The following is a 22,156-nucleotide window of genomic DNA, read 5'->3' as shown; positions in this document are numbered from 1 at the left end:
GATATAAAACAGGATTTGAGTGAGCTTTATGGAACTAGAGGGAAACAACACGGTTCTGGCCCTGCTGGGTTTCGCCATGATCGCCACCTTCATGGTGCTGATCATGACCCGTCGGCTGTCTGCCGCAGTTGCGCTGATCATTATCCCCATCGTCTTTGGCCTGTTGTCCGGCCACAGCATCGATATGGGCATGATGATCATCAAGGGGTTGATGAACCTTGCCCCCACCGCGACGGCTCTGGTGTTTGCGGTGCTGTATTTTGCCATCATGATGGATGCCGGGTTGTTTGACCCGCTGGTGGAACGCGCGACCCGCTTCGCAAAAGGGGACCCAAGGCGCGTGGCAATGGCTACGTCGGTGATGGCTACGCTTATCTCATTCGATGGCGACGGTGCGACCACAGCCATTGTCACCATTACCGCCTTCCTGCCGATTTACCGCCATCTGGGCATGAACCCGCTTATTCTGGCGGCCCTGATGGGCATGGCAAACGCGGTGGTGAATCTGACCCCATGGGGTGGGCCAACCCTGCGGGCGGCCACCGCGCTGCAGTTGGATATGATGGATGTTTTCCTCCCGCTCATCCCGGTGATGGTCGCGGGCCTTGCCGCCAACTTCTGCATCGCATGGTACCTGGGCACAAAAGAACGCAACCGGCTGGGTGTGGTCGATATGGATACCGAAGCGTCCCATCTTGCGCTGGACCGTGAAGAAGGTGTGGTGCGGCCCAAGCTTTTCTGGTTCAATCTCATTTTGACGGTTGCGCTGATCCTGGGCGTTGTCGCGCAGCTTGTCCCGCTGCCCATCGCCTTCATGATCGGCCTTGCCATTGCGGTAACCGTCAACTATCCGGTCCTGTCGGAACAACGTGACCGTATCGCGGCCCATGCCCATAACGTGCTGCCCATCGCGCTGTTGATTTTCGCCGCCGCCGTGTTTACCGGCATTATTGACGGCACCGGCATGGTTGCCGCCATGGGTGGCAGCCTGCTGGCCGTCATTCCCGATGCGGTCGGACCCTATTTTGGTGTGGTGGTGTCCCTCCTCAGTGCGCCCCTGACATTCATCATGTCCAACGACGCCTATTATTTTGGTATCGTGCCGGTGCTGGCAGAAACCGCCGGACACTACGGCATTACACCGGTGGAGGTTGCCCGCGCATCCTTGCTGGGGGTCACTATTCATGCCCTCAGCCCGCTAATTGCGGCGATATATCTGGTGGCGGCACTTCTGGATGTGGAAGTGGGCGACCTGCAAAAATTTGCACTGCCCTACGCGCTTCTTGTATTCGCAATCATGATCGCAACAGCGCTTCTGACCGGCGCCGTGCCTATCACAGCCTGACAGGGAAACCAGCAGAATGGCAAAAGAAACCAAATTACGCGAGACGGGTGCCACAGGTACCCTTGTTGAACAGATCACCGCAGCGCTCAGGGAAGCCGTGCGCCACGGCGAGTTCAAGGCAGGCCAGCGGCTTATTGTCGCCGACCTGAGCGAACAGTTTGGCGTCAGCTTTGGCCCGATCCGCGAGGCGATCCGTCGTCTTGCCGGCGAAGGCTACCTTGACTTCACACCGCACAAGGGCGCAACCGTGCGCGGCTTTGGCGAAAAAGAACTGCGTGAGGTTTTTCAGGTCAGGGAAGCGATCGAGAGTTTTGCAGCCCGGCTGGCGGCTGAAAACATCCATCACGGTGACTATGCCCAGCGCCTGACCGCCTGCCACAAGGACCTGCATGACCATATGCTGGGCGGCGACGCACAGAAGTCATCCGACGTGCGGCAACTGTTCCATGACCTGCTGTATGAAGTTGCTGGCAACCCCTATCTGAAGGAAGCCGGACAACGCTTCACCTATCCGTTGCACCGGGTGCGGTTCAATGAAATGGCGGGCCGGGTGCGCACGGAGGACTCGCTGCGGGAACATGACGACATTATCCGCGCGGTACTGGCCGGTGACGGTGCGCGCGCCGAACGTATGATGCGCATTCACCTGCGCAACCGAGCGACTGCCTTCTGCGAACTGCTGGACGAAATAAACCAAACCGAAAGCGACGTGGCGTAAACACGCCGGTCCCGATGCAAGGAAACTGATATATGCTGGAAAAACCGATAAAGATCATTGTGCCTGTCGGCTCGCTCGGCGCGGGTGTGCGTGAGGAAGAACTGGCTTACGGCCTGAGCAAGGGCGCAACCGTCATCGCAACAGACGCCGGGTCCACCGACAGCGGCGCGGCCTATCTTGCGCTGGGCGTGTCGAAAAACAACCGAGGTTCTGTCAAGCGTGACCTGACACTTCTGATGAAAGCGGCCTATGGGGCGCAAATCCCGTTGATCGTGGGCACGTCCGGGCAAGCGGGCGGCGACAAAAACGTTAACTGGACGCGTGACATTGCGCTTGAAGTCGCGGGTGAACTGGGCATCAAGCCCCGCATCGCGCTGCTGTATTCCGAACAGGACAAGGCGGTGCTGAAGGCTAAAAACGCCGACGGCAAGATCACCCCGTTGCCGCCTTCAGGCGCGCTTGACGACAGCGCTATCGACGCATGTGAGCATATCGTTGCCGCCATGGGTGTGGAGCCTTATATAGCAGCCCTCGAAGACGGTGTTGATATCATCCTGGGTGGCCGCACGACAGACACTGCCGTTATCTCCTGCTTCGCGCTTTGGAAAGGCGCGCCGTGGGGGCCTTCGTGGCACGCCGCCAAGGTGGCGGAATGCGGTGCACAATGTTCCGACTATCCAACCAACGGGTCTGGCGTGCTCCTTCACATTGACAATGAAGGTTTCGAGGTTGAGCCACTTTCCACCACCAACCGCTGCTCGCCCCATAGTGTCTCGGCACATATGCTGTATGAGACATCAAACCCCTACCAACTGACGGAGCCAGGTGGTGTGCTGGATGTCACCAACGCCGTCTATACGCAGGCCGATGAGCGCACCGTGCGGGTGACCGGTTCGGTCTGGAACAAAAAGCCCTACACCATGAAGCTTGAGGGGGCAGGCATCGGCCGCTATCAGACCATCATGCTGATCGGCGTCCAGGACCCGAAGATCCTCTCCCGCGTGGATGAATTCCACGACAATATGCTTGAAGTGCTGAACGAGCGGGTCAAAAAGACCATGGGGCTGAAGGATGACGAGTTCCATATCTCGCTACGCATGTACGGCTGGAACGCCGTGTCGGGTGAAAAACTGCCCGCCGACACACCGCCCCCGCGCGAGATTGGCGTGTTGTTTGTCGCCACAGCCGAGACACAGGAAATCGCCTCGCAGATGGCCAAGGCGTGCAACCCGTATTTCTTCCACTTCCCGCTGAACCTGGATGAAGAACTGCCAAGCCACGGCTTTGCTTTCAGCCCGGCCGATATCGACCGCGGCCCGGTTTACGAATTCCTGCTGAACCATGTTATCGCAACCGAAAACCCTATGGAGCTTCTCCGCACCAACTTTATCGATCTCAAGAAAGAGGAAGCAGCCTGATGCCTACAGTCAATGATGTCTGTCAACATGTGCGGTCCAAAAACGCCGGGCCTTTCTGGGTAACGTTCGATCTGTTTTTTGATGGTGATGAAAACTTCAAAAAATACGCCACCAGCCCCTCACTCGGTCCGGATCTTTTTAACCGGCTGTTTGGTGCGGATGCGGCAACTGTGAAAGCCTTCCCCGTGCCCAGCCTCAATATGGTGAAAATATCCTATGGTCGGTCCTCCCCGCAGGGCGGCGAGGTAGAGCGCGACATGCACTGTGGCCAGCAATTTGTCCGTCTTCTGGATGTTGAGCTGGACGCTGTATCCTGAAGACTGAACCGCCCTGTCGGGAAAAGGCGGGAAAAGGAGAGTTTCATGTTTGATAAATCCGACCAACAAGACACCGAATGGCAAACACGGGTAGACCTCGCCGCCGCCTACCGCCTTGTGGCACTGTTTGGCTGGGACGACCTTGTGTTCACCCATATCTCAGCCCGCCTGCCGGGTCCGGAACATCATTTTCTCGTCAACCCGTTTGGCGCCCTGTTTGAGGAGATAACCGCGTCATCTTTGGTGAAGGTGGGGCTTGACGGCCACAAGGTGGATGACAGCGAGCAACCGGTAAACCCGGCAGGCTTCACCATCCATTCCGCCGTGCATGCCGCGCGGGAAGATGCCCAGTGTGTCATTCACCTGCACACGCGCGACGGCGTCGCGGTTTCCAGCCAGAAAGTGGGGCTGCTGCCTATCAACCAGACCTCGATGCTGCTGAACAGCCAACTGAGCTATCATGACTATGAGGGCATTGCGCTGAACCATGATGAACGGCCACGGCTGGTTGCCGACCTTGGCGACAAAAGCGCCATGTTGCTGTGGAACCACGGCACCATGACGGTGGGCGGCACCATTGGCGAGGCCTTCACCACGATGTATTTCCTTGAAACCGCCTGCTCGATCCAGATTGCGGCACAAGCGGGTGGGGAATTGCGCATGCCGGCCGACAATGTGCAGGAAGTGGTGCGGCAGCAGGCCGCCGCCATGGGGCCCGATGTTTCCAACCATCTGGTATGGCCTGCGCTCAAGCGGCGGCTTGACCGGCAGAATCCCGGCTATGATTGTTGAAAAACTGCGCCAGTGGTTGGGCATGCCATGGCTGAAATCCGGCAATGAACGGCGCCCGACCACCACGACAAGCTGTGCTGAGGAATGCCCACCCATGAGCCTGAGAGAAGACCCCGTCGCCTTTTTGCGTATGCTCTATGATACCGCGGTGGATGCAGCACGGCCCACGTTTGGCCCTCAGCATTTTTTTGATCTTGACCCAAGCCGCCCCGCGCTGGTGTTGGGTGCAGGCAAAGCTGCCGCCGCTATGGCGCAAGCGTTTGAGGACGCGTGGTCTGGCCCCGTGCGCGGGCTTGTGATCACCCGGCGCGGCTACGGCAAACCCACCCGCCATATCACGGTGCTGGAAGGTGACCACCCGAACCCGAGCGAGGACAATATCCGCGCCACCGCGCAACTGACCGAGCTTGCCAAAACCTGCCGGGCGGATGAGCAGGTCATTTTTCTGGTTTCAGGTGGTGGGTCCGCGCTTTTGTGCCAACCGGTCGATGGGCTGACGCTAGCGGAAAAACGCGACACCATAAAAGCGCTGATGCACGCCGGTGCCGACATCCGCGAGATCAACGCCGTCAGGCGGCAACTTTCCAAAGTCAAGGGCGGCGGCCTTGCCGATATGTGCCACCCGCACAAGGTTTTCACCTTCGCGATTTCAGATGTGGTCGGTGACCCGCCGCTTGATATCGCGTCCGGTCCCACTGTGCCGGACAGCGCCACCCCGCGCGATGCGCTCCGGATACTCAAACGCTACAATGTGCCATTGTCCGATGTGCTTCTGGACATTCTGGACCGGGACGCCCAGCCCCGACAAGGCGCCACAACCTCCAGCCCGCCGCATTCCTACAGGTTCATCGGCACGCCCATGACATCATTGCGCGCAGCGGCAAAAGCGGCAGAACAACACGGCATTGGCACCATTATTTTTGGCGACGACATTATCGGTGAAGCCCGCGACGTTGGCGCGCGGCACGCCCAGCTTGCCATAAAATATGCCAACGGCACCTGCCCGGTCAAACTGCCCTGTGTGCTGCTATCGGGCGGGGAGACAACCGTCACAAAAACCGGGGGCGGCAAGGGCGGGCCCAACACGGAATATCTGGCGTCGCTGTTCCTGCACCTTGAAGGCCACCCCGCCATCTCTGCGCTGGCGGCGGATACAGACGGCATCGACGGGTCAGAGGACAACGCAGGCGCTGTTATCACGCCCGGAACATGGCACAAGGCAACAGCTGCAGGGCTGGAGGCGGCAACCTACCTTGGCAACAATGACTGCTACAGTTTTTTCCAGGCGCTCGACAGCCTGCTTGTCACCGGCCCGACCTTCACCAACGTCAATGATTTCCGCGCGATCTATCTGGAATAGCCGGTCAGCGGATCAACCGGCCCCCACAAGCCGAGCACCGAGATCAACCGTCAGAACGGCGATACCAAAAACATTGATGGCAATCGCGCAGCGCCACGACAGGCGCGAAGCATAAAGGTCTGGCGCATAGCCGGTCACGTGTTTGAATATGCCAAAGCGCAGGATAAGATATATATACTGCCATCAGCGCCGCCCACCCCGCCAGGGGCATAAGGCCCACGCCGGACCAGATCACAAACTGCACCGACATCATCAGGATGCCGAAGGACAGTTCGGTCGGTGCCAGCGCGCGCCTGCCGCTGTCCGCCGCTAACTGGCTCACGACGTTATAGCCGATAGCCAGCCCCAAGCGTGAACGTGCGCCGGACACGGGCTTGTGGCCGGGACAGGTTTGCCCACCAGCGCGAAAAAAAACGGCGGACACAATGATGGTGTCAATCGCGCCGACGTATGCGGGTGACACGCTCAGTCCCTATTTCAACAATGGCTGGGACAGGGATATCGAGAACCGGCATCTATCGCCGAATGTGTGGATTTGTGGCCATACCCGCTATTCCACGGAACGTTAAATCGGTAGGACACGGATTGTCTCTAACCAAGCGGGCTACCCAGGTGAACTTGAACCTTTCCGGTGGAAGATGATTGATGTCTGACTGCAAAGCGAGGTGTTTGCGGCTGGAGATAGTAGGACTTCTGGGCGCGATGGTCCCTAGCGGAGAATGCAGCTCGTGTTGCGACGAGCTTTTTCAGAAAAAGGGCATATGGGCTTTCGACCAAATTCCGAGGGCATGATCGAAACCTGGCCTGCGGACATTCCATTCTTCTTTAGTGGTTGCGAGCACGTGATCAGGCAGGGCAATTTCGAAAACGATCTCGCGCGCCAACTTTGCCTCTAACCCCTCGATCACCTCAGCTCTTAGCGCTTTAAGGATGAGAAGTTCACCGCTTCGATGAAGGAGAGTTTGTGTTGCGATACGCTTGGCAATTATTCAAAATTTTCAGTGTAACGCGTCACAACTATTCGCATTGCACACTAGCGCCGTTGTGGTCTTAAGTTCTAGATGTGCTTCTCGACGATCCTCTTAAAAATCTGCTGTTGCAAGTTTTTGAGGCCATTTTCATTTGAACGAACTTTTTTGTTCCTACTTGGCAGCTATGAAATGACTTTATTGTTCCTCTACAATTGCTCGTTATGGGCAGCGTATTTATGCAATGACATACGATAACAACAATGTTGCCAAAAAGCCCGTAACACCGATGAGCGTTGATGATACCGTCCAGGATCTCAGTGTTTCTGCCGAACTCAGATTAAAGTACCGGCTGACCAGCCAAAAACCGCTGTCGTTGACATGGGAGGCTGCCGTGGCGCCAGCGGCAATGGCAATCACGGTAAGGGCTGTCTGTTGCGGACTTAGGGCAGCCGCTTCGACGATTGGCGCCGTCAGGCCGGCTGAAGTGATCATGGCGACAGTGGCAGAGCCTTGTGCCACCCGCACAAGAAGTGCCAGCACAAAACCGGCGACAAGGGGCGCGAAACCAAGGCCGAGCGCAGCACCGGCAAGCTCAGCGCCCGCGCCGGTGTCGACCAATACCTGTTTGAACGCTCCGCCTGCTCCCGTGACCAGAATAATGGCACCCGCAGGCTCAAGTGCGCGTTCGCATACCTGCCTGAATTTTGCCCGCTGTTCGTCGTGGTCAGGTCTGAAAAGCATGTAGACCAGACCACATGACAGCAGCAAGGCCGAGAATGGATGGCCGATAAACTGTAACAGCGCACTTGACTTGCCGTCGCCCAGCAACAGGGGCGCGACGGTGGCCACACATATGAGGGCCAGCGGCATGATGATAACCAGCAGGGCTTTGCGCGCGTCGGATGCAGTCCCGGTCACGTGCGGTGCGTCATTTGGAGCACTATCTTGCTTGTGAACAGGTAGCCACCCCAGTCGGTCGAGCATACCTGCCCATAGGGGGCCGGCAACGATCATGGCCGGAATACCGGCCAGCGCACCAAACAGCGCAACCCAGCCAATATCAGCGCGCAACAGGTCGGCGACCGCCATGGGACCGGGTGTTGGCGGCACAAAGGCATGGGCAGTCGCCAGCCCTGCCAGCAGCGGGATGGCCAACTGGACGGGCGCCGTTTTGAGCCGAGCGGCCAGCGCAAAGATGATGGGAGCCAGAATAATCAGGCCGACATCAAAGAACACCGGGATGGCTACGATGACACCAAGGAAACCCATAAGCCACGGCAGCCGTTTGATTCCGCTGCCGCGTATGAATAGGGCGGCGAGGGCTTCAATACCGCCGCTGGCCTGGAGAAGGGCACCAAAAATGGAACCGAGACCCACGATAACGGCAATAAAGCCAAGGGTTCCACCCATTCCCACTTTAACACTCTCGATTGCCTGCATGGGCGGCATGCCAGCAGCGAGTGCGGCAATCAGTGTGGTTACAAGAAGGGCCAGAAAGGGTGTCATCCTCAGCTTCAATACAAGCCAAAGCAGCAGTGCGACAGCACCGCCGGTCGCCAGCAGCGGGTGCATTGGGTCAGTCACGCCAGTTCGCTCCGGTGGCTAGGGTGTTGATGCTCAGAAGGCGGTCTGCCGATGTGATAAAAAGCGTTTTGCCGTCAAGGCCAAAGGCGCAGTTGGCGGTGGGGCGATCAAGCCGGATGAGGCCAAGCGCTTTACCATTGGGCGCAAGGATGAAGACGCCGCCCGGTCCGGTCGCAAAGATATGGCCGCTACTGGCCACGGCCATGCCGTCCGGCAGGCCGGGCCAGCCTTTGGCCAGATAGGAAGAGGCATCAAAAAAGACCTCTCTCCCGGCAAATTGCGGGACGTCCGCATCCGTTACGTCGGAACCCTGTGCAGCTTTTGTGTAACGGTAAATGGTCGGGCTGGCTGGATCCGAGACGGCAACATAAAGCAATGTTCCGTCCGGAGATACAGCCAGCCCATTGGGGAAGCTCAGTTCATCGTCGACCAGGACGGGATCAGCGGTTTCACCGAGAGCGTAGACACCGTTGTGCGGCTGTTCTTTCAGCGGTGACGCGTCGATGCCCTCAAGACCGTATGGCGGGTCGGTGAAATAAAGCGTGCCGTCCGGTGCCAGCGCTATGTCGTTGGGGCTGTTGAGCCGGCGGCCCTGATAACGGCCCGTCAGTGTTTCGCGCCGCCCCGTCAAAAGGGAGTATATTTCCACCGCGCGCGCACCATGGTTGGCAATCAGCAACTGGTCGTCGGAGGCCATCAGGAGGCCGTTGGAGCCCGGTTCGCGAAAACCTTTCCGGCTTTCCCCTGGATGCCCGGACGGATCAAGAAATACGGCTACTCCGTCCTCGGGCGACCAGACATAGGCCTTGTTTTCGGGCACGTCAGAGAAATAGAGCCGCTTGCGCTTTTTGTCCCAGGCCGGGCCTTCCGACCACACAAAGCCTTTTGCCAACAGCTTTATCTCTGCCGTTGGCGCCAGAATGTCATCCAGCGCTGGGTCAAAGCGGATGATATGGTCTTCGGCGGTTGCCCGAAGGCCGGACATGCATACCAGCAAGGCTGCCCATAGCGTCTTTGATACCACGCGCACCGGGACTATGCCCCGATTGCGCTTTTGAACGCCTTGAAGCTGCGGTCAAGCGTCTTCATCGGGGCTTTTGTCTGGTCGTGCTCAATAAAGAAATGCTGGGTGCCGGCCTTTTTGAGTGGTTCGTAAAGTGCGGCAAAATCGATTTGACCGTCGCCCACATCAACCATTTTACCGTCAGCGCCATAGTCTTTGATATGAACACAAGGGAACCGGCCGGGGTGTTTTTTGATGAGTGCCAGCGGGTCAACTTCCGCGACGCGGGCCCAATATAGATCAAGTTCGAATTTCACGAGGTTGGCGTCGGTCTCATTGAGGAAGATGTCATAACCGGTCACGCCGTCATGGTCCTCAAACTCAAATTCATGATTATGGTAGCCGAGCTGCACACCGGCGATTTTGGCGCTTTCGCCTCTGCTGTTCAAAAGCTCGGCAATTTCATGATACCGACGGACCGTTCTGTCCTCAGGCGCCAACCATGCCAGAAACAGGTATTTATGGCCAAGGGCTGCAGCGGCCTCAAGGGCGGCATCAAAGTTCTCACTCAACACGCCAAGGGACACATGGGCCGACGGGGCTGACAGCCCGCTTTTCGCCAGCCAGCGGCCAATATCAGCGTATGACTGGTCGAAATAGCCAGCGAATTCGACTTCCTTGTAGCCAAGGGCTCCAACGCCGGCGAGGGTATCCGCCATGTTGTTCGCCATCAGGTCACGCAAGGTATAAAGCTGTACGCCGATCGGTTGGGTGCTGGCCTGAATCTCACCACAAGCGGTCAGGAAAGCGGGGGCTGAAAGTGCTGCACCGGCAACGGCGGTGGAACGCAGAAACGAGCGCCGTGTCATACCAAACTGTTTCATCAAATCACTCCTGCTTTCAATTGCTCATCCGCATAAGCGGCGGCGCGGGCCGATAGCGCCATGAAGGTCAGCGACGGGTTCTGGCAGGCCGTGGAGGCCATGGAAGCACCGTCGGTGACAAAAAGGTTATCCACGTTGTGGCACTGGTTATGGGCGTTAAGATAACTGTCATTGGCCGTATGGCCCATGCGCGCGGTACCCATCTCGTGGATCGCAATGCCAGGGTATGATTCTTCATAAATCGGGCTGACTGTTTTGTAGCCAGCAGCTTTCAGCATTTCGGTCGCGGTTTTCTGCATGTCTTGCTTCATGCGCATTTCGTTATCGCTATAGGCGCAACTGATCTCAAGCAGCGGCATGCCCCATTGGTCTGTTTGTGTCGTACTCAGCGACACATGGTTTTCATGCCGGGGGAGCATCTCGCCAAAACCTTTGAGCCAGAATGTCCAAGGGCCAGGCTTCTGGATTTTGGCCTTGAAGTCCGCGCCGATGCCCTGTGCGTCGATCGCGGCCGGCCAGCTCATGCGCTGGGCTTCGCCCTGCATGCCGTAGCCGCGTAGAAACTCGTCGGTCTGTTCTGTGACATTGCGGAAGCGCGGTACGTACAGTGACGTTGGTCTGCGGCCGCTGTAATAAATGTCTTCATAGCCATCGACGACGGCGAAAGCGCCAGCGTCGGATATGTGGTCCATCAGGTAATGGCCAAGGGCACCGCCGGTGTTGCCGATGCCGCTCGGGAAGGCCGCGCTTTTGGAGTTGAGCAAGATTTGTGTCGTGCCCAAAGTTGATGCACAGACAAAAACCACCCGTGCGGAGACAAATACACGGTCGCCCGTCACCATATCCAGCATGTGTACGCCCGAAGCTTTCTGGGTGCCGGGATCATAGACTACCTCTTGCACCATGGCATTGGGCACCAGGGTAAGGTTGCCGGTGCGCGCCGCCGCCGGAAGGGTGGCCGAGAGGCTGGAGAAATAGCCGCCCCACGAGCAACCGCGCTGGCATTCATTGCGCGCCTGACAGGGGCCGCGGCCAAGCTCAAGCTGCTCATCCGTCGGGTCGGTCAGGTGGGCCGCGCGCCCGATGATGATTTTGCGGGTGGGGTAGGCTTTTTCGATCGCGGCCTTGGCGTCAATTTCCACCGGGTTCATATCAAATGGCTTCTGGAACACGCTGTCAGGCAGTTGCGGCAGGCCCTCAGCTGACCCGCTGATACCCGCAAAACGCTCAACATAACTATACCAGTCCTTGAGGTCGTCGTAGCGAATGGGCCAGTCACAGCCGTATCCGTCATGTTTGTTGGCCTGAAAATCCATCTCGCTGAAGCGGTAGGAATGCCTGTGCCACAGAAGCGATTTGCCGCCGATGCTTGAACTGCGGATCCAGTCGAAGCGCTTGTCCTTTTTCACCTGAAAAGGAAAATCGCTGTCTTTGATAAAGTGGCGTTTGGTATATTCGTTGAAGGCGTAGCACAGGCTGGATTTTTCATAGTCCTGTGCCGCCTCGGCCTTGTTCACGGCACCCCGGTTGGGCATTTCCCAAGGTGCTTTGCTTTCGTTCTCGTATCCGGAGCCATGTTCAAGCGGTGCGCCTCGGTCCAGCACGGCGGTTTTATACCCGCGTTCACACATTTCCTTCGCCACCCAGCCGCCGGACATGCCGGAGCCGATGATCAGCACGTCAAAATCATGGGCACCGTTGTTTTTTGTCGAAGTTGTCATGTTGACCACGCTTTTGTTTCTGCTGTCACGGGAATGATGGTGTAGCCGCCGGGTACGGGATCATAAGCCAGCTCCTCAGTGGCGCCGACCTCGGATGTGTAATATCCGACCAGAACCAACTCCTTGAGTTGGCGGTAGAAACGAACGTCATAGGGCAGTGCGGGCAACTGTTCGTCTATTGCGGCGACAAGATCGTGTTGCCGACTAGCCTTGGCGGGCAGGAAGGACGGATACGCCGCGAGAAAATCATCAAGCGCGGCGAGAAACGCCTGTGTCTCTTCCTCAAGAAGCCAGGCATTCAGCGCATGATCAATAAATGCGGGCACCCCGGCACCGATAGCGCCAGATGTGTCAGTTTCCGGTATGATGATATCAGCGATTGTCGTGACAGCTTTCAACTGATTGGCCGAAAGAATTGTGGTCTTGCCGCCTTCGTTTGCCGTCAGGCTTTTTTCCAGCGCGAGCGCGGAGGTGGATAGTAGACCACCGCCCATAAGCGCAGTCACGCCAAGCAGAACTTGTCGTCTGTCCAGCATTTCGGACCTTCCCATTTTTCCCTATGCAACCAAAATGAAACCGGTTACATTCCCTGAAAACTACCATATTACGCTTTGCTGAATTTGCAACATCAAATTCCAAAGTTAAAGTGAAACCTTGATCCATGAAAGGTTTTGCTTCGGAGGGGGGAAGTATGATGTGTCCGGAAGCGGCCATTGTGATTATGGGGGTCAGCGGTTGCGGTAAATCCACCGTAGGACGGTGTCTGGCCGACCGACTAGGTTACAGCTTTTTTGATGCTGATGATTTTCACCCGGCCAGCAATGTGGAAAAAATGCGCGCGGGTGTGCCGCTTAACGACGAGGATCGTCAGCCATGGCTTGAACGACTTGTCAGGCTTATGGATGAACAGATGTCCATGGGCGAAGGTGTTGTACTGGCCTGTTCAGCGCTCAAGGGCCGATACCGGCGCGTGCTGTCGTCCGGTCAGGTGGTGCCCCGGTTTGTCTTTCTGGACGGTACGCGCGAGGTTATCGCCGCGCGTATGGGCGGGCGGGACGGCCACTTCATGCCCCTGTCACTGCTGGATAGCCAGTTTGATGCGCTTGAGGTGCCGAGTGTTGCCATCAAGGTCGACGTCGACCGCCCAGTCGATGTCCTGATCTCCGAGATTGAACGGCGGTTGGAAATGCCTGCGCTGTAGAGCCTATAAAAACTGTCGCAGGAAGGCACCGCTTTCCCGCAGGGCGCGCTTGCGGTCGTCGAGGGATGCTTCATAGTCGCTGTCTTCCACCTCGATACAGAAAGCGCCGTCAAAGCCTGATTTTTTCAGCGCCGCAATATAGGCTTTCCAGTCGATGTCACCGCGGCCAGGGATGCGTGGGTCATGGTAGGAGAGGGGCACTGCCATGGTGCCGACATCGTCAAGTCTGTCACGGTCTACCTTCACGTCTTTTGCATGGGCATGGAAGAAGCGCGTTTTGAATTCTTCCAGTGGCTTCATATAGTTCATTTGCATCCAGACAAGGTGGGATGGATCATAATTCAGGCCAAAATAGTCGCTGTCCAGATCACGGAACATACGTCGCCAGATGGACGGGCTGTAAGCGAGGTTTTTGCCTGCTGGCCATTCATCATCTGTGAAATACATGGCACAGTTTTCAATTGCTATACGCACACCCTTTTCCTGAGCGAAATGCATCAGGGGTTTCCAGATGGCGAGGAAATGTGGCCAGTTGTCGTCCACGGACTTGGTCCAGTCGTTGCCCACAAAAGTGGTGACAAGGTCAAGGCCCATCAAATGAGACGCTTCAATGACTTTTTTGAGGTGCCGCAGGCTGGTTTCGGCCTCCTCGGCGTCTGGCGTCAGCAGGTTGGGATAATACCCGAGCGCACTGATCGCGACGCCCTTGGTTGCAGCATAGTCCAGTGCTATTTTTGCATCGTCAGCGGAGAAGTCAGAAACATCAAGGTGGGTTACACCCGCATATTTGCGGTCAGCCTCACCTTTCGGCCAACACATGATTTCAACGCATTCAAAGTCGTTTTCGGCCGCAAAATCAATCACTTCTTCAAATGAGAGATCTGCCAGAATAGCGCTTTGGAAACCGAATTTCATACCTTATTCCTAACTTTAGCCAACCTCTACCCAGCTTTGCTGCCGGTGGCTCTTGAGGATGGCTTCACATAATTGCAGTTCGCGGTGGCCGTCCGGAAATGTTGGAAATGGAGGCGGTGAAGTAAAATTCCCCGCCTCAATATAGCTGTAGAAGTCGTGGAAACAGTGTTTGAATGTATCCGGGTAGCCTTCCATGTGACCACCGGGGTAGGACGTGTGACGCATGGCACCCGCGCTCAGGAGCGAGGGATCTTTTACCATTGTCTCATTCGTCCGTCCCCGATAGCCGCGCCATAATTCTTCCGGTCGCTCGCTATCCCAGGCGATTGCACCCTTTTCGCCCGAAATTTCATAGCGAATAGTATTCTTACGGCCTGACGCAACCTGGGAAACAAAAAAACTGCCCGCAAGCCCGCCATCCATACGAAATAGAATGCTGGCGCAATCTTCGGTGTCGACAGGCATAGCAGAACCGGCATGGGATCGGCTTTCATGCACAGTGGCAAGGTCAGCAAACACCCGGTGTATTTTTTGGCCAGTGATCATCTGTACCATGTCCATCCAGTGGGTGCCGATATCAGCAACAGCCCTTAGAGCGCCACCTTTCCCGCTGTCCACACGCCAGTTGAAATCGGTCTCCAATTGTAGCCAGTCCTGAATGTAACAGCCATTTACATGAAATAGGCGTCCAAGTTGACCGCCGCCAGCAAGGTGGCGGGCTTCAAAATTAAGCGGATAATAGCGCAGGTTATAACAAACACCTGCGGCAAGGCCGGACTGCTCTGCAACCCATACCAGATCTTCAGTTTCTCGCGAATCCATAGCGAGCGGCTTTTCGCACATCACGTGCTTGCCCGCGAGCAGCGCCTGTTTGGCCATGGTGTAGTGCAGATTATTGGGCACACATATGTGTACGGCGCCGACCGCAGAGTCGGCAAGCATATCTTCATAGCTGCCATAGGCGTTTGGTACGCCAAAATCGCTGGCGGTCTGCTGCGCTTTTTCAGGCGAACTGCATACGACGCCCGCGACTGTTATGCCAAGGCGGCGCAAGGCTTCCAGATGTGTCGAACCCATAAAGCCCGAACCGGCAATTGCTACTGATGATCTGTACACGATACCTTCCCCTGCCCACGTATGAGCGACCTTATCGTTGATGAGCTTTGTAACCGGTTACATTTTATCTTGTCAAGCGTATGCTAAAATGCCTACTCTTTGCCCGGGAAGACAGCGGCGTGCTAAAAGCGCGCTATGACGTTGAGGGAGGGGTCTTGTGTCGGCTTCAGTTCACGCGCGCTTGAGCGCCATGATGTTCATTCAGTTTTTTATATGGGGCGCCTGGTTTGTGACCCTTGGTACCTATCTGGCGCGGCTTGGCTTTGGTGGTGCCGACATTGGCTTTGCCTATCTTACCAATAATATCGGCGCGATGGTGGCGCCGTTCCTTGTCGGTATGGTTGCGGATCGTTTTTTCTCGTCCGAAAAGCTTCTTGGCGTGTTGCATATATGTGGTGCCCTGATGCTGTTCATTGTGTCGGACCTCGTTGCCCAGTCCGCGATTATCATCGGGCTTGTCCTTTATAATATCTGTTATATGCCGACACTGGCGCTGGTGAATTCGGTATCCTTTGGTGTGATGAACACGCCGGATACCGAGTTTCCCAAGGTTCGGGTTTGGGGCACGCTGGGCTGGATTGCGGCTGGGCTGGTGATCAGTTTTGGCCTGTCTGGCTTTGTTTCGGATGTGGAGGCGACATCGGTGCCGATGAAGCTGGCCGCCGGGGCGTCGCTGCTTCTGGGTCTTTATAGTTTCACGCTGCCGAGCACGCCGCCACAAAATGCGGGCAGTAAAACCACAATGCGTGACCTCTTGGGTCTTGATGCGTTGGCGCTTTTGAAAGACCGTTCGTTTGCTGTTTTTGCGCTGTGTTCGTTGTTGGTCTCCATCCCGCTGGCATTTTATTATGCCTTCACCAACCTTTTCCTCAATGAAGCTGGCATGTCGTCTGTTGCGGCAACCATGAGCCTGGGGCAGGCGTCCGAAGTCTTCTTTATGGTTTTGATGCCGCTGCTGTTTGTGCGGCTTGGCGTTAAGTGGATGTTGTTGGCGGGCATGCTGGCCTGGGTTCTGCGCTATGCACTTTTTGCGGCAGGTGACTGGGAGACTGCGTCATGGATGCTTTATGGCGGTATCCTGCTGCACGGCATCTGCTACGACTTCTTTTTTGTCACTGGCCAGATATATGTTGATCAGAAAGCCGATAAATCAATCAGGGCCAGCGCTCAGGGTTTTATCGCCATGCTGACATATGGTGTCGGGCTCGCCATCGGCTCGGTCCTGGCAGGTGCGACGGTTGACTATTTCACCGCCGAAGGGGTAAAGGACTGGCCCAGTATATGGTGGGTGCCTTGCATTTTTGCGGCGTTCGTGGCTTTGTTGTTCCAGGTAACATTTAAAGACGACACAAAACGCGAGAAAGCGGCTGAGGTTCCAGCGCGTCCTTGAGGGCGCCAGGTTGGGGCCGAGTAGTCCAGGGATTGAGAATGACAAATATTCGGGCAGTCGCGAAAAAGGCCGGCGTGTCGGTTGCTACTGTGTCCCGTGCGATGCAAAAGCCTGACGTCGTATCAGAGAAAACCCGTAAAAAGGTGGAAGAGGCCGCACGGGAGGTTGAGTATAAGCCTAATATGATGGCACAGGTTTTCCGCTCCAAGAAAACCTATTCCATTCTTGTTCTGGTCCCCGACATGTCGAACCCTTTCTTCGCGCGTGTGATCAGCGGCATTCAAAAAGCAGCGCGCGCGCGAGGCTATAATGTTGTTCTGGGCAATACACTTAGTAATCCCAAAACCGAGCAGGAGTTGGCCCAGCTGCTGCTGACGAGCCAGACCGACGGTATTATCCAGTTAAGTGCGCGCTATCCGCTGGGCCCTCGGGAAAAGGAAGCTGGACAGACCCTGCCGATCGTAAACTGTTGCGAATGCGTTGATGATGACAGCATGCCTACCGTCCGGCTGGACAACAAGGAAGCAGCAAAGGCGATTGTGAACTATCTTATTGGTCTGGGGCATCGCCGAATTGGTGTGATAGCAGGACCGCCGCACAGCCCGTTAACGCGTGAGCGCATGGCCGGATATCAGGAGGCGTTGGCCAGTCAAGGCATTGATTTTAATGAAAACCTTGTTGTTGAAGGCGACTATTCACTTGATTCTGGTGAGCAGGGTGCGGGGCACCTCCTGGCCCGTGGCAGGGCGCCTACAGCGCTGTTCTGTTTTAATGACGAGATGGCGTTCGGTGCGATGCGCGGCATTAAAACAGCAGGTTTATCCGTGCCCGGGGACGTGTCGGTGGCAGGGTTCGATGACCTGCCCTTTTCCAAATATATGGAACCCGCCCTCACAAGTGTGCGCCAACCCTCTGAGGAGTTTGGCCCTGCAGCTGTGAACCAGCTTTTTAAACTGATAGACGGAGAAGCCATTAAACGACGGCACCAGTTGATGCCGTTTGAGATTGCCATTCGTGCCAGTACGGGGCCTGCGTCTCAGTCCGATTGACGGCTTGGCTTGGCATGGTGACGACGGCTTTCAATTTGAAATGGTTTTTCCCGCAAATTTTTCCCGGAAAAGTTCAATTAAATTAGCCGTTTGACAGAAAGTTGCAAAAATATGGCGGTAGCAGCAATTTTTTTTTGCATAATGTAACCGGTTACATTATAGTTTGATCAGTACCAAGCAGGTATGTCCTGGGAAGGGGCTGCCTTTTAGATGTGGTACATCGCAAATTTGTTAGGGGTATCTGTTGTCTGGTGACTTTGCCAGATTGCGAGGCGATGTTTATCCGCGGGTCTTGGCACGAGGTTAGTAGAAAATAGTTGGGAAGTTGAGGGAGGGAACGATGACCGACCAATTTATTATCAGGTCCCGGAAGCGGCCGTCTGCATCTATGCGTACGGTTCAAACGCTGTTGGGAAGCACTTCATTTGCTGCCATGCTTACGGTGGGACTGGCGATGCCCGTCACCGCTCAGGACGCGGCTAATGCCGATGTGGATGCGCTCGAAGAGATCGTAGTCACCGGCATTCGTCAATCACTTCAGGCTAGTGCAGATATCAAGCGTAACGCACGAGGTATCGTGGACGGCATTGTCGCCGAGGACATGGGTAAATTCCCGGACTCCAACATTGCCGAGTCGCTACAGCGAGTAACTGGCGTATCCATTAACCGACAAGCGGGTGAAGGTTCACAAGTCACTGTTCGTGGTTTTGGTGCCGGTTTTAACCAGATTACAGTAAACGGCCGTACGATGCCGTCTGCCGATATTCCGATTGTTGGTGGTGACGGTCAGGGTCTTCTCGGTCAGGCAAGTGACCGGGCATTTGACCTGTCAAACCTTGCATCTGAAAGCGTGCGCTCGCTGCAGGTGTACAAGTCCGGCCGGGCTGACATCGCTTCTGGCGGTGTGGGTGCAACCATTAACATCGAAACTCGTAATCCGCTGGACACAGAGGGTTTCGCAGGCACGATCGTTGCGAAGGCTGCGCATGACTCTGGTGTGGACGAGGGTAACTCAATCACCCCGGATATCACTGGCATGGTGAGTTGGAGCGATGACGAACAAAAGTTCGGAATCAGCCTGTTCGGCAGCTATTCGCGCCGCGATACCGGTGCGGGAGCGGTCTTTAACGCAGGTTGGGATATCTTCACCGCAGACCAGTTCCTTGACCCGTCAAACGGCATGGTCAATGACAGCACGGTAATAACCGGCCTGCCAAGTGATGGTAGCCGGCTTGTTGCTGTGGCAAAAGACAGCCGTCATCAGTTTGCCGATATCACGCGTGAGCGCATTAACGGTCAGGCTGTGTTGCAGTATAATCCAACCGACTCACTGCGAATCAAGGCTGATGTACTGATTGCACAAACAGAAGCATCGGAACAGCGTACGTCTCTGTCTAACTGGTTTAACCGCCCGTTTGATCAGGTGACCTTTGATGACAGCGACGTGGTTGCGACATCTGTCTTCCTGTCGGAGACAGTCGGCGGCGGCGGCGTGAAAGATTACGCTATGGAGCAAGCTTACCGGGCAACCAAGGATGAGCTTGAATCCTTCGGTATCAATGTCTCCTATGATGTTTCCAATTCGCTTACATTGACGTTGGATGCCCATACATCTAAAGCCGAGGTTTCACCCAACGCCCGTTCCGGCTTCGCCGAAACAAACGTAGGGATGGCAATGCCGGTTGTAAGGTCGCACTCTGTTGACTATTCGACCGGTTATCCGATCATCAGTGCGGTACGTGACGATTCGGTCGCCAGCAATGGTGATGGCGTTTATGATGTTCAGGACGTCAGTACCCAGATTGCTAACGATCTTCGCGATATCAGCCAGATCAATGAGATTGATCAGATTGATTTCCGGGCAGACTGGGAGCTGGACGAGAGCATCTCCTTCACCTTCGGCGGAAACTATCGTGAGCAGAAAAACGAAACGTCCGAGGCCCTCTACCGCCAGACCATGGGTAACTGGGGTGCAACTAACCCTGGCGACATAGAACAGCTGGCACCAGGTGCGCTGCAAGAGTTCAACTGGGATGACGCCTTCAGTGACTTTGATATCACCCCTGGTTTGGTTGGCGTGCGCGGCAACGCCCTTGATATCTGGGATGCCACGTCACCCTATTATGAAGCCCAGGGCAACACCATTGGCCTGCTGCAAAGCAACTTCGACGTTATCGAAGAACAGATTTTGGCTGTCTACGCTCAGTTTAATGGCGAATTTGAACTGGCTGACCGTCCGGTGCGGATCAGTGCAGGCCTGCGCTATGAGCAAACGGATGTAACCTCGTTCACGCAGTCTGCGCCGACAACCGACATCATCTGGGAAGGCGATAACGACTTTGCGCGTGTCGCAGGTGCCAGTGGTGAAGGATTCACGCAAACGGCGTCGTATGATAACTTTTTGCCGAACCTCGACCTCGCCATCAATATGACCGACGACTTTGTCACGCGTTTCTCCTACAGCAAAACGCTTGCACGGACGTCCTATGATAATCTGAACGCCAGTATCGCGGTCAGCCAACCGACAGGTCCGTCGGCCCTGGGTAACCCGGTTACGGCATCGGCGGGGACTCCCAGCCTGTTGCCTCTGGTGTCGGAGAACTTCGACCTGTCGTTTGAGTGGTACTATGGTGATGACGACTTTATCTCGGTTGGTGCATTCCACAAGAATGTGAAAAACTTTGTCGGTCAGCGTACGGTCGTCGAACAACTTGGCATTCGTGACGTGACGTCCGGTGCGCCAGGTACTCGGTCAGGCGATGCACTGGACGCTCTTGCCAGCATTGGTGCGGACGCAACCAACCAGAGCATGTTTGCCATGACCGCCCTGATTGACCAACTTGGGACCGTTGATGCCGCTGTTGCGGAATATCAGGCCAACTCGACCGACGGTGTGCTGGACGCGGGTTATTACACCAGTCTGGAAACAGACTATGATGTGATTGCAAACGGGGATGACCCTCAACTGGACATCAATGTCACCCGACCGTTGAACGCAGAACAAGCCTCTATCCGTGGTCTTGAATTTGCTGCGCAACACTTCTTCGGAGATACTGGCTTTGGTATCGCGGCCAGCTATACTTTGGTGGATGGCGACATCAACTTTGATGTCGGCGCTGATCCAAGTCAGGACCAGTTTGCACTTGTCGGGCTAAGCGACACGGCAAACGTGACACTGATCTATGAGAACTATGGCTTCTCTGCTCGCGCTTCCTATAACTGGCGCGATAGCTTCCTCTCCAATGCCAACCGTGGTGACAGTTTCAATAACCCTGCGTTTACAGAATCGTTTGCAACGATCGACGTGAACGTGAGTTATGCGGTTACGGAAAACATCTCGGTGTCCTTGGAAGCAATCAACATCACCGGGGAAAACTCGCGGGATTATAACCGGGCGACAAACCAGCTTTGGTTTGCGCGCGAAAACGCGCCGCGCTATTTCCTCGGCGCACGCTACAAGTTCTGATGTGATGCCTGCGACGGGGTAATCCGGCGTGGAAATCAGTCCAAACAATAAGGCAGGGCCGTTCCGTGGAGCGGCCCTTCCCGTTATAGTGGCACGTCAGGCCTATTGACGGACGTGTCTCCGGTCGCCCAAAGTTCCAGCAAGAACAAAGGGCCACCATGTGGGGGTTATCAGAGTTGGGGGTATCTATGCCGAATATCAAAATGCTGGATAATGTTGAACACCATAACCTGAAGGTGAAACCGGAACGCGGCGCGGTTTTCGGTGACAACGTTAACCAAGCGCTGGTTTTTCCAAATGAGTTTCGCGACCTTCAGCGCGAGTACCCCATACTTTTTCGGAAAAATGCCGAAGGTGCATTTCAGGCTGTTGCCTTGCTGGGGCTGGACCGGGATGAAAACCTGTATCTGGGCGGTGACGGGTGGGATGCGAACTATATCCCTGCTGTCTTGGCTCGCGGGCCGTTTTCGATCGGCCTGCAACGCGGTGACGGCGCTTCTGCCACTGAGGCCGACGCCAAAATCCAGATAGACCTCGACAACGCGGCAGTGAATACGCAAGAAGGCCATCCCCTCTTTCTGCCGCAGGGAGGCAACGCGCCCTATCTGGAATATATCATCGCTGTGCTGCGCACCCTTCATGACGGCATCGGCGTGGCGAAGATGTTTTTTGACGCGCTGGATAGCCTGAAGCTGATAGAACCTGTTACGCTGGAGGTCAAAATTAGTGAGACGCGCCAATATACCGTCCCAGACGTATATTCCATCAGCGAAGAAAAGTTTCAAAATCTGCCCGCTGATGAGCTTAATAAATTGCACAAATCAGGTTTGCTGGCACCCTGCTATTGGGTGCAGTCCTCCCTTGACAACATCAGGCAACTGGTGGCGCGCAAAAACAAGGTGTGAT

At 55.8% G+C, this 22,156-nt stretch carries 19 protein-coding genes; 11 read left to right on the top strand and 8 right to left on the bottom strand.

Annotated elements, in window-relative coordinates:
* Positions 1 to 28: 28 nt before the first annotated feature.
* The 6 genes from ACN0VM_RS07020 to ACN0VM_RS06995 are packed head-to-tail and all read left to right on the top strand — an operon-like array spanning position 29 to position 5,950.
* Positions 29 to 1,345 (top strand): CitMHS family transporter, encoded by a 1,317-nt coding sequence (locus tag ACN0VM_RS07020; RefSeq protein ID WP_417450154.1) that lies wholly within the window; start codon positions 29 to 31, stop codon positions 1,343 to 1,345.
* Positions 1,346 to 1,361: 16 nt separating this feature from the next.
* Positions 1,362 to 2,063, top strand: a complete 702-nt coding sequence (locus tag ACN0VM_RS07015) for a GntR family transcriptional regulator (protein ID WP_417450153.1) — start codon at positions 1,362 to 1,364, stop codon at positions 2,061 to 2,063.
* A 32-nt stretch (positions 2,064 to 2,095) separates the two neighbouring features.
* A complete protein-coding gene (locus ACN0VM_RS07010) occupies positions 2,096 to 3,481 on the top strand; it encodes an acyclic terpene utilization AtuA family protein (protein ID WP_417450152.1) in 1,386 nt (461 codons plus the stop codon).
* The gene (locus tag ACN0VM_RS07005) at positions 3,481 to 3,798 is read left to right on the top strand and encodes a DUF4387 domain-containing protein (protein WP_417450151.1); all 318 of its coding nucleotides are present in this window, start codon (positions 3,481 to 3,483) and stop codon (positions 3,796 to 3,798) included. Before ACN0VM_RS07010 ends, ACN0VM_RS07005 begins: the two co-directional genes overlap by 1 nt.
* Before the next feature lie 45 nt (positions 3,799 to 3,843).
* Positions 3,844 to 4,590 carry a class II aldolase/adducin family protein gene (locus ACN0VM_RS07000; protein WP_417450150.1) on the top strand — a complete coding sequence of 249 codons (747 nt, stop codon included), beginning with the start codon at positions 3,844 to 3,846 and terminating at the stop codon, positions 4,588 to 4,590.
* Positions 4,580 to 5,950: a glycerate kinase type-2 family protein gene (locus ACN0VM_RS06995; RefSeq protein ID WP_417450149.1), complete on the top strand. Its 1,371-nt coding sequence runs from the start codon at positions 4,580 to 4,582 to the stop codon at positions 5,948 to 5,950. Before ACN0VM_RS07000 ends, ACN0VM_RS06995 begins: the two co-directional genes overlap by 11 nt.
* 43 nt (positions 5,951 to 5,993) lie before the next feature.
* Here ACN0VM_RS06995 and ACN0VM_RS06990 read toward each other — a convergent pair whose 3' ends face one another.
* The 6 genes from ACN0VM_RS06990 to ACN0VM_RS06965 form a co-directional block, all read right to left on the bottom strand.
* Positions 5,994 to 6,413, bottom strand: coding sequence for a hypothetical protein (locus tag ACN0VM_RS06990; protein ID WP_417450148.1), 420 nt, complete (start codon positions 6,411 to 6,413; stop codon positions 5,994 to 5,996).
* A gap of 742 nt (positions 6,414 to 7,155) precedes the next feature.
* Positions 7,156 to 8,505, bottom strand: coding sequence for a GntP family permease (locus ACN0VM_RS06985; protein WP_417450147.1), 1,350 nt, complete (start codon positions 8,503 to 8,505; stop codon positions 7,156 to 7,158).
* The gene (locus ACN0VM_RS06980) at positions 8,498 to 9,535 is read right to left on the bottom strand and encodes an SMP-30/gluconolactonase/LRE family protein (RefSeq protein ID WP_417450146.1); all 1,038 of its coding nucleotides are present in this window, start codon (positions 9,533 to 9,535) and stop codon (positions 8,498 to 8,500) included. The genes ACN0VM_RS06985 and ACN0VM_RS06980 overlap by 8 nt, the downstream gene beginning before the upstream one ends.
* A gap of 5 nt (positions 9,536 to 9,540) precedes the next feature.
* Positions 9,541 to 10,392, bottom strand: a complete 852-nt coding sequence (locus ACN0VM_RS06975) for a TIM barrel protein (RefSeq protein ID WP_417450145.1) — start codon at positions 10,390 to 10,392, stop codon at positions 9,541 to 9,543.
* On the bottom strand, positions 10,392 to 12,113 hold the full coding sequence (locus tag ACN0VM_RS06970) for a GMC oxidoreductase (protein WP_417450144.1): 1,722 nt from the start codon (positions 12,111 to 12,113) through the stop codon (positions 10,392 to 10,394). The genes ACN0VM_RS06975 and ACN0VM_RS06970 overlap by 1 nt, the downstream gene beginning before the upstream one ends.
* Complete coding sequence (locus tag ACN0VM_RS06965) at positions 12,110 to 12,649, bottom strand: gluconate 2-dehydrogenase subunit 3 family protein (RefSeq protein ID WP_417450143.1); 540 nt, start codon at positions 12,647 to 12,649, stop codon at positions 12,110 to 12,112. The genes ACN0VM_RS06970 and ACN0VM_RS06965 overlap by 4 nt, the downstream gene beginning before the upstream one ends.
* Positions 12,650 to 12,804: 155 nt before the next feature.
* Here ACN0VM_RS06965 and ACN0VM_RS06960 point away from each other — a divergent pair, with 155 nt between their 5' ends.
* Entirely contained in the window at positions 12,805 to 13,314 is a 510-nt protein-coding gene (locus ACN0VM_RS06960; protein ID WP_417450142.1) for a gluconokinase, read from the top strand.
* A gap of 3 nt (positions 13,315 to 13,317) precedes the next feature.
* On the opposite strand, the gene ACN0VM_RS06955 is transcribed toward ACN0VM_RS06960, so the two are convergent.
* Positions 13,318 to 14,229 (bottom strand): sugar phosphate isomerase/epimerase family protein, encoded by a 912-nt coding sequence (locus tag ACN0VM_RS06955; protein ID WP_417450141.1) that lies wholly within the window; start codon positions 14,227 to 14,229, stop codon positions 13,318 to 13,320.
* A gap of 15 nt (positions 14,230 to 14,244) precedes the next feature.
* Positions 14,245 to 15,345 (bottom strand): Gfo/Idh/MocA family protein, encoded by a 1,101-nt coding sequence (locus ACN0VM_RS06950; RefSeq protein ID WP_417450140.1) that lies wholly within the window; start codon positions 15,343 to 15,345, stop codon positions 14,245 to 14,247.
* 157 nt (positions 15,346 to 15,502) lie between these two features.
* Here ACN0VM_RS06950 and ACN0VM_RS06945 point away from each other — a divergent pair, with 157 nt between their 5' ends.
* The 4 genes from ACN0VM_RS06945 to ACN0VM_RS06930 all read left to right on the top strand — a co-directional run bounded on the left by ACN0VM_RS06945 (position 15,503) and on the right by ACN0VM_RS06930 (position 22,155).
* Positions 15,503 to 16,735 (top strand): nucleoside permease, encoded by a 1,233-nt coding sequence (locus tag ACN0VM_RS06945; protein ID WP_417450139.1) that lies wholly within the window; start codon positions 15,503 to 15,505, stop codon positions 16,733 to 16,735.
* A 38-nt stretch (positions 16,736 to 16,773) separates the two neighbouring features.
* On the top strand, positions 16,774 to 17,784 hold the full coding sequence (locus ACN0VM_RS06940; RefSeq protein ID WP_417450138.1) for a LacI family DNA-binding transcriptional regulator: 1,011 nt from the start codon (positions 16,774 to 16,776) through the stop codon (positions 17,782 to 17,784).
* A gap of 340 nt (positions 17,785 to 18,124) precedes the next feature.
* Entirely contained in the window at positions 18,125 to 21,250 is a 3,126-nt protein-coding gene (locus ACN0VM_RS06935) for a TonB-dependent receptor (protein WP_417450137.1), read from the top strand.
* A gap of 188 nt (positions 21,251 to 21,438) precedes the next feature.
* The gene (locus tag ACN0VM_RS06930) at positions 21,439 to 22,155 is read left to right on the top strand and encodes a SapC family protein (RefSeq protein WP_417450136.1); all 717 of its coding nucleotides are present in this window, start codon (positions 21,439 to 21,441) and stop codon (positions 22,153 to 22,155) included.
* Position 22,156 lies beyond the last annotated feature (1 nt).

The organism is Kordiimonas sp., from assembly GCF_048260245.1.
Lineage (GTDB): Bacteria > Pseudomonadota > Alphaproteobacteria > Sphingomonadales > Kordiimonadaceae > Kordiimonas.
This window is presented reverse-complemented; position numbering and strand designations above follow the sequence as displayed.

What these genes read in the sequence shown, in the direction of transcription:
- ACN0VM_RS07020 (WP_417450154.1), top strand. Translation starts at nt 29, where the DNA reads ATGGAACTAGAGGGAAACAACACGGTTCTGGCCCTGCTGGGTTTCGCC.
- ACN0VM_RS07015 (WP_417450153.1), top strand. Translation starts at nt 1,362, where the DNA reads ATGGCAAAAGAAACCAAATTACGCGAGACGGGTGCCACAGGTACCCTT.
- ACN0VM_RS07010 (WP_417450152.1), top strand. Translation starts at nt 2,096, where the DNA reads ATGCTGGAAAAACCGATAAAGATCATTGTGCCTGTCGGCTCGCTCGGC.
- ACN0VM_RS07005 (WP_417450151.1), top strand. Translation starts at nt 3,481, where the DNA reads ATGCCTACAGTCAATGATGTCTGTCAACATGTGCGGTCCAAAAACGCC.
- ACN0VM_RS07000 (WP_417450150.1), top strand. Translation starts at nt 3,844, where the DNA reads ATGTTTGATAAATCCGACCAACAAGACACCGAATGGCAAACACGGGTA.
- ACN0VM_RS06995 (WP_417450149.1), top strand. Translation starts at nt 4,580, where the DNA reads ATGATTGTTGAAAAACTGCGCCAGTGGTTGGGCATGCCATGGCTGAAA.
- ACN0VM_RS06975 (WP_417450145.1), bottom strand. Translation starts at nt 10,392, where the DNA reads ATGAAACAGTTTGGTATGACACGGCGCTCGTTTCTGCGTTCCACCGCC.
- ACN0VM_RS06970 (WP_417450144.1), bottom strand. Translation starts at nt 12,113, where the DNA reads ATGACAACTTCGACAAAAAACAACGGTGCCCATGATTTTGACGTGCTG.
- ACN0VM_RS06965 (WP_417450143.1), bottom strand. Translation starts at nt 12,649, where the DNA reads ATGCTGGACAGACGACAAGTTCTGCTTGGCGTGACTGCGCTTATGGGC.
- ACN0VM_RS06960 (WP_417450142.1), top strand. Translation starts at nt 12,805, where the DNA reads ATGATGTGTCCGGAAGCGGCCATTGTGATTATGGGGGTCAGCGGTTGC.
- ACN0VM_RS06955 (WP_417450141.1), bottom strand. Translation starts at nt 14,229, where the DNA reads ATGAAATTCGGTTTCCAAAGCGCTATTCTGGCAGATCTCTCATTTGAA.
- ACN0VM_RS06940 (WP_417450138.1), top strand. Translation starts at nt 16,774, where the DNA reads ATGACAAATATTCGGGCAGTCGCGAAAAAGGCCGGCGTGTCGGTTGCT.
- ACN0VM_RS06935 (WP_417450137.1), top strand. Translation starts at nt 18,125, where the DNA reads ATGACCGACCAATTTATTATCAGGTCCCGGAAGCGGCCGTCTGCATCT.
- ACN0VM_RS06930 (WP_417450136.1), top strand. Translation starts at nt 21,439, where the DNA reads ATGCCGAATATCAAAATGCTGGATAATGTTGAACACCATAACCTGAAG.